4 protein-coding genes and 1 pseudogene are annotated in these 6,190 nt (G+C 64.8%); 3 read left to right on the top strand and 2 right to left on the bottom strand.

Going from position 1 to position 6,190, the window contains the following annotated elements:
* The first annotated feature begins 340 nt into the window (after positions 1-340).
* On the top strand, positions 341-1,267 hold the full coding sequence (locus tag FJW07_RS27545; protein WP_140709341.1) for an ABC transporter ATP-binding protein: 927 nt from the start codon (positions 341-343) through the stop codon (positions 1,265-1,267).
* Entirely contained in the window at positions 1,264-2,043 is a 780-nt protein-coding gene (locus FJW07_RS27540) for an ABC transporter permease (RefSeq protein WP_140709343.1), read from the top strand. Before FJW07_RS27545 ends, FJW07_RS27540 begins: the two co-directional genes overlap by 4 nt.
* 199 nt (positions 2,044-2,242) lie before the next feature.
* On the opposite strand, the gene FJW07_RS27535 is transcribed toward FJW07_RS27540, so the two are convergent.
* The gene (locus tag FJW07_RS27535; RefSeq protein ID WP_140859447.1) at positions 2,243-3,280 is read right to left on the bottom strand and encodes a phosphatidylglycerol lysyltransferase domain-containing protein; all 1,038 of its coding nucleotides are present in this window, start codon (positions 3,278-3,280) and stop codon (positions 2,243-2,245) included.
* A gap of 240 nt (positions 3,281-3,520) precedes the next feature.
* On the opposite strand from FJW07_RS27535, the pseudogene FJW07_RS27530 reads away from it, so the two are divergent.
* Positions 3,521-3,973: pseudogene (locus FJW07_RS27530) on the top strand (GNAT family N-acetyltransferase); the annotation flags it as partial.
* A 120-nt stretch (positions 3,974-4,093) separates the two neighbouring features.
* Here FJW07_RS27530 and FJW07_RS27525 read toward each other — a convergent pair.
* Positions 4,094-6,091 carry a PhoX family phosphatase gene (locus tag FJW07_RS27525; RefSeq protein WP_140859445.1) on the bottom strand — a complete coding sequence of 666 codons (1,998 nt, stop codon included), beginning with the start codon at positions 6,089-6,091 and terminating at the stop codon, positions 4,094-4,096.
* Positions 6,092-6,190 lie beyond the last annotated feature (99 nt).

Here is a 6,190-nt window from a genome sequence, read left to right as displayed (position 1 = left end):
TCCTCTACCCCGTCGATCGGGGGAGAGGTGTCTCGGCGAAGCCGAGACGGAGTGGGGGTCGACCAGCGCTACATAAGGCAATGCATGCGCCAAGCTGCCATGCACGCTATCGCCAAAGACCAGCCGCTTGGAAATTGTGCATGCCGTAGCGTAACCGGGTAGAAAGAAGCTGTCGTGAGCGCCGGCGCTCCCGTCGCCGCGGCCGGTATACCTGGTCTGGCAAGGGCGGCCAGTTGGGCGCTTCCTGTCCAGAACTGTCAGGAACGGCGTCGATTCACGGTTGCACCGGGCGGCATCCGACCTATATCAGGTCACCTTTTCCAGCCGGCCGTATTTCAGCATGTCATCCATCATCTCGATCTCCGGTGTCACGAAAACCTATGCCACCGGCTTCAAGGCGCTGAAGGAAATCAATCTCGACATCGAGCGCGGCGAGATCTTCGCGCTGCTCGGGCCGAACGGCGCCGGCAAGACGACGCTGATCTCGATCGTCTGCGGCATCGTCAACCGCTCGTCGGGCAGCGTCAGCGTCGACGGCCACGACATCGGCCGGGACTACCGCGCGGCGCGCAGCCTGATCGGGCTGGTGCCGCAGGAGCTGACCATCGACGCCTTCGAGACGGTCTGGGCGACGGTGAACTACAGCCGCGGCCTGTTCGGCAAGGCGCCCAACGCGGCCTTCGTCGAAAAAGTGCTGCGCGACCTCTCGCTGTGGGACAAGAAGGATTCGAAAGCGATCACGCTGTCCGGCGGCATGAAGCGCCGGCTGATGATCGCCAAGGCGCTGTCGCACGAGCCGCGCGTGCTGTTCCTCGACGAGCCGACCGCCGGCGTCGACGTCGAACTGCGCCAGGACATGTGGGCGATGGTCAGGCGCCTGCGCGAGGACGGCGTCACCATCATCCTCACCACGCATTACATCGAAGAGGCCGAGGCGATGGCCGACCGGGTCGGCGTCATCAACAAGGGCGAGATCATCCTGGTCGAAGGCAAGGCCGAGCTGATGCGCAAGCTCGGTCGCAAGCAGATGAAACTGGAGCTGCGCGCGCCGCTTGCCGCCGTTCCGGACGGGCTTTCCCACTATTCATTGGAGCTGTCGGACGACGGCAACCAGCTCACCTACACCTATGACAACCAGAGCGATCGTCCGGGCGTCGCCTCGCTGATCCGTGACCTCGAGGCGGCCGGCATCCAGTTCCGCGATCTCGACACCAAGAACAGCTCGCTCGAAGAGATCTTCGTCAATCTTCTGAGGCAAGAGCCATGAACCTGCGCGCGGCCCCCAATTTTCGTGCGGTATGGGCGATCTACCGGGTGGAGATGGCGCGCGCCTTCCGCACGGTGCTGCAGAGCATCATCTCGCCGGTCATCTCGACATCGCTCTATTTCGTCGTCTTCGGCTCGGCCATCGGCTCGCGCATCAACGAGATCGACGGCATCGCCTACGGCGCCTTCATCGTGCCGGGCCTGATGATGCTGTCGCTGTTGACGCAGTCGATCTCCAACGCCTCCTTCGCCATCTATTTCCCGAAATTCGTCGGCTCGATCTACGAGCTTTTGTCGGCGCCGGTCTCCTATCTGGAGATCATCATCGCCTATGTCGGGGGCGCCGCGACCAAGTCGATCATCCTCGGCCTGATCATCCTGGCCACCGCGGCACTGTTCGTGCCGCTCAGGATCGAGCATCCGTTCTGGATGATCGCCTTCCTGGTGCTGACGGCGGTGACCTTCAGCCTGTTCGGCTTCATCATCGGCATCTGGGCAAAGACCTTCGAGCAGCTGCAGCTGGTGCCGCTGCTCATCGTCACGCCGCTCACCTTCCTCGGCGGCAGCTTCTATTCGATCCATATGCTGCCGGGCATCTGGAAGACGATCACGCTGTTCAATCCGGTCGTCTACCTGATCAGCGGGTTCCGCTGGAGTTTCTACGGCAAGGCTGACGTCTCGGTCGGCGTCAGCCTCGGCATGACGCTGATGTTCCTGGCCATCTGCATCGCGATCGTGGCGTGGATCTTCAAGACGGGCTACCGGTTGAGGAACTGACGGACCTTCAGTTCCTCGCCCCACGAAGTGGGGAGAGGTGGCCCGGCGAAGCCGGGACGGAGAGGGGCCTTGGCCGACGTCTGTCTAACGGTTGGCACCCTTCCCCCGTCGGGGTCTTGCGTCGCAGATGTCGCTCCGTCTCGGGCTTCGCCCGAGCCACCTCTCCCGCTTCGCGGGGGCGAGGAAAACAGAGCCTCCTTCAAATCGCCTTCAGCAGGCGCAGCAGCCCCAGCATTTCCACGAAAGTCCCTTTGCGGAAGGCGATGTAGGTCGGCTCCTCGACGCCATGGAAGCGGCGCTTGAAGGCCGCCTGGCCCTGCAGGTTGAAGCGCGAGCGGTTGACCCAGGGCGAGTTGTAGGCGCGCTGGAAGGCGCCGCGCCAAAAGCCCGATTCGGCGAAGCCGCTCGGCTCGATGTCGAGCAACGGCGAGAGGCCGAGCGTCACCTCAGAGATGCCCTCCTCGCGAAAACGGTCGACGGCGAATTTGGTCAAGCCGATTTCGGCATGCGGCGTCGCGTCGACCTGCTTGCGCTTGAAGGAGGTGGTGTAGCCGACGACCTTGCCGTCGCGGAACAGCGGGTCGAAATCGAGAATGGCGAGAAGCCGGCCTTCGGGGCTGTGCAGGAGGAAGCGGCGCATGTCGGCGCCGAGCTCTTCGGAGAAGCGGCGGTTGAGGAAACCCATCTCCCAGCGCTTGATGATGCGCTCCTTTCGCCAGTCGGCGGAAAGCTGAATGATCTCCTCCTGCAGCCCGTCGCCCCTGTCCTCGGCGAGGATAAAACCCTTCTTCGTCAGCCAGCGTTCGGAATAGCGCACGGTCTCGTTGCGCTTGCCGGAAAAATCATGCGCCGGCAAAACCAGCCTGGTGTCGACGCCGAGGCGATTGACCTGGTAGCCGAGGCCGGCCAGCACCTTGGCGGTGTCGGCGCCGACCTGGACGAACCACGGGCCGCCGGCGGCCTCGACGAAGCGCTTGATATAGGCCGGGCGGTCGGCCGGGTCGGCGACCGGATCGCCCAGAGCGAAATGACGGCTCATCTTGGTGCCGAAGGCGATATAGCCGTCGCCATCGCTGAAATAGGACAGTTTCTTCTGTACGGCCGTGGAGTAGGCGAGCGAGAAATCGCCGTGGCGGCGCACCAGCGCCAGGCGCTCGGCATCCGTCAACTCGCGCCGCGGAACCTTGGGCGCCACGGCGTCGAGAAGCCTGTCGAAATAGATGCGCAGGGGCGCCATGAGCTCCGCGTGCCAAGAATGGATGACCTGCCGCCCTCAGGTCGCGAATCGCTGGCGACCGCTGCCGGCCACGTCGCGCCAGCGCGATATAGGATGCAATTGGCGGCGAATGAAGGGCAAACGTCCGAAAGCGTCCAGTATCGTCCATCGGCCGCGCGAAACGCGCCACGCGCGCGTCTGCTTTGGCGCAATCCCTCGGCGTCGCGCAACCGGGCGTGACGGGCAGCGTGGCGCTGCTTGCTCGCGTCTCTCACCAAGCCCGGCCCGTTCACGCCGGAGGCGCTGAGCCTCGGCGATTTCTGGGGCATCAGGATCGACGGCAGGCTGGCGGTGATGGCCGGCGAGCGCATGAGGCAGCCCGGTTGCCCGGAACTCAGCGGCGTCTGCACGCATCCGGATTTCCGCGTCGGCGGCCGCCGGCTGTCGGTGTTCGTGGCGGGCCGAATCGCGGCACGCGGCGAGGTCGCGTACCTGCACGCCTATGACAGCAATGCTGCGGCGATCGGGCTTTACGAGTCGATCGGCTTCCGCCTGAGAAACAGGATGAACATGGCCATGGCGCGAAGTGACTGCTCGGCTTCGTCATCCACGGGCGGAGCGAGGAGCGCAGCGACGCAGCGCACACCTGAGGATCCATTCCGTGACATGCGAGGGTTGCAACGGTGCAGAATTCTGCTCCGCTGCGCCCTGTGATCGCGGTCATGGCATGGATTGCAGGGTCTCCGCGACGGAGCTTCGCTCCTGCTTCGCCCTAGAATGACGACGTTGGGGAGGCTTCCGCCAATCCCCAACGTTTGCGCTATCCTCAGCGCATCACACCGCGATCTTGCCGCCGCCCTGCTTTGTAATCGCAACGACGGACGGCCGCACCGGCATGTCCGGCTTGAAGTCCGGCCAGCGGGTCGACGGGTCCTCGTAATAGGACGGGCGGCCAAAGCCTTCCCAGTCCTCGCCGCCGTCGCCCGGATGCTGGACAGCGACGAAAGCGGTCTGGTCGTCCGGCGCGAAGAGCGGGCCGCACATTTCGGCGCCGATCGGCACGCGGAAGAACAGTTTTGAAGTCGCGCGCGCCGGGCCTTCGGTGTCGACCGCCCACAGGCCGTCAGTGCGGCCGGTGGCCTTCGGGCCCTGGCCGTCGGTGGCGACCCACAGGCGCCCGGCCGAATCGACGGCGCAATTGTCCGGCATGCCGAACCAGCCATGGGCGGTGGTCGCGGTGGAGAAGGTGGCGCCGACATCGGCCACCGACGGATCGCCGCATTTCAGCAGCACTTCCCATTTGCCCTTGGTGGCGGCGAAGTCGCCGCCGTCCTCGACGATCTCGATGATGTGGCCGAAGGCGTTGCCGGCGCGCGGATTGGCGGCGTCGACCTGCTCGGCCTTGCGCTTGGTGTTGTTGGTCAGCATGACATAGACCTTGCCGTTGCCGGCATTCGGCTGGATGTCCTCCGGCCGGTCCATCTTGGTGGCGCCGAGCAGGTCGGCGGCGCGCCGCGTCTCGATGAGCACGTCGGCCTGGGACGCAAAACCGTTCTCGGCAGTCAGCGGGCCCTGCCCGAACACGACCGGCATCCATTCGACCGAGCCGTCCTCGGCGAACTTCGCCACATGCAGCGTGCCGTCGTCGAGCAGGTTCATGTTGGCCGCGCGGTCATCGGGATTGAACTTGCCGGCGGTGACGAATTTGTAGACGTAGTCGAAGCGTTCGTCGTCGCCGAGATAGAAGACGACGCGGCCATCCCTGGCGACGATCGATTCGGCGCCCTCATGCTTGAAACGGCCCATGGCGGTGCGCTTCCTCGGCACCGAAGCCGGATCGTTGACATCGACCTCGACGATCCAGCCGAACCGGTTGGGCTCGTTCGGCTCCTTGGCGAGGTTGAAGCGGTCGTAATGCGCGCCCCACTCATAGGCGCCTTCCGGAATGCCGAGGCGCTTGTAGTTGGCGGCCTCCCTGTGGCCCTCCGGCAATTCGCCCGAGAAGTAGCCGTGGATGTTCTCCTCGGCCATCACATAGGTGCCCCAGGGCGTGACGCCGCCGGCGCAGTTGTTGACGGTGCCGATGACCTTGGCGCCGGACGGATCGGCATTGGTCTTGACGCGATCATGGCCGGCGACCGGGCCGGACAGCGCCATCTCGGTGTTGGAGGTGATGCGGCGGTTGAGCTTGCCGTCGCGCACGACCTGCCACTTGCCGCCCTGCTTGCGGATTTCGACGATCGTGCCGCCATGCGCGGCCATCTCGACATCGACCTGCTCCTTGGAGAGCGGCGCCACCTCGGCGGCCTTCTTGCCGTCCTTCTCGACGATCGAGACGATGCCGGGGAACATCAGATGCGGGTTGGTGTATTCGTGATTGACGACCAGCAAGCCGTGCTCGGCGGAGCCGTCGATCGGGATATAGCCGACATAGTCGTTGTTGTAGCCGAACTGCCTGGCCTGGGCTTCGGCCGACTGTTTTGCCGGATCGAACGCCGGCGAGTCGGCGAACAGCGGATCGCCCCAGCGCAACAGCACGTCGGCGTCATAGCCCGGCGCGACATGGTGCTTGTCGTCGATGCCGGCCTCGAGCTCGTCGAACTTGAAGGCCGAAGCCTCTGCGGCGCGCGCCTCGTCGGCGGCGATCAGCGCCAGCGGGCTGACGGTGGCGGCAATGGCCGAGACGGCCAGCGAGCCCATGAGAAAGCCGCGGCGCGAGAAACGCGCGGCGATGATCTCGCCCATGGTGCGGTTGTCGGTCGGATTGACGGGCGGGCCGTCATTTTCCTCGAGCAGGCTGGTGCGGAAGCGGGTCTCAGGGGTCACGGTCATGGGATTCCTCTGGCTTCTTGAGGTGGCTGGGATTTTGACCTTTCGACCCCTAAAGCGCGCCGATCACATTTTCGTGACATGGCTTCGACATACCCTCGG

The organism is Mesorhizobium sp. B3-1-9 (assembly GCF_006439595.1).
GTDB lineage: Bacteria > Pseudomonadota > Alphaproteobacteria > Rhizobiales > Rhizobiaceae > Mesorhizobium.
This window is presented reverse-complemented; position numbering and strand designations above follow the sequence as displayed.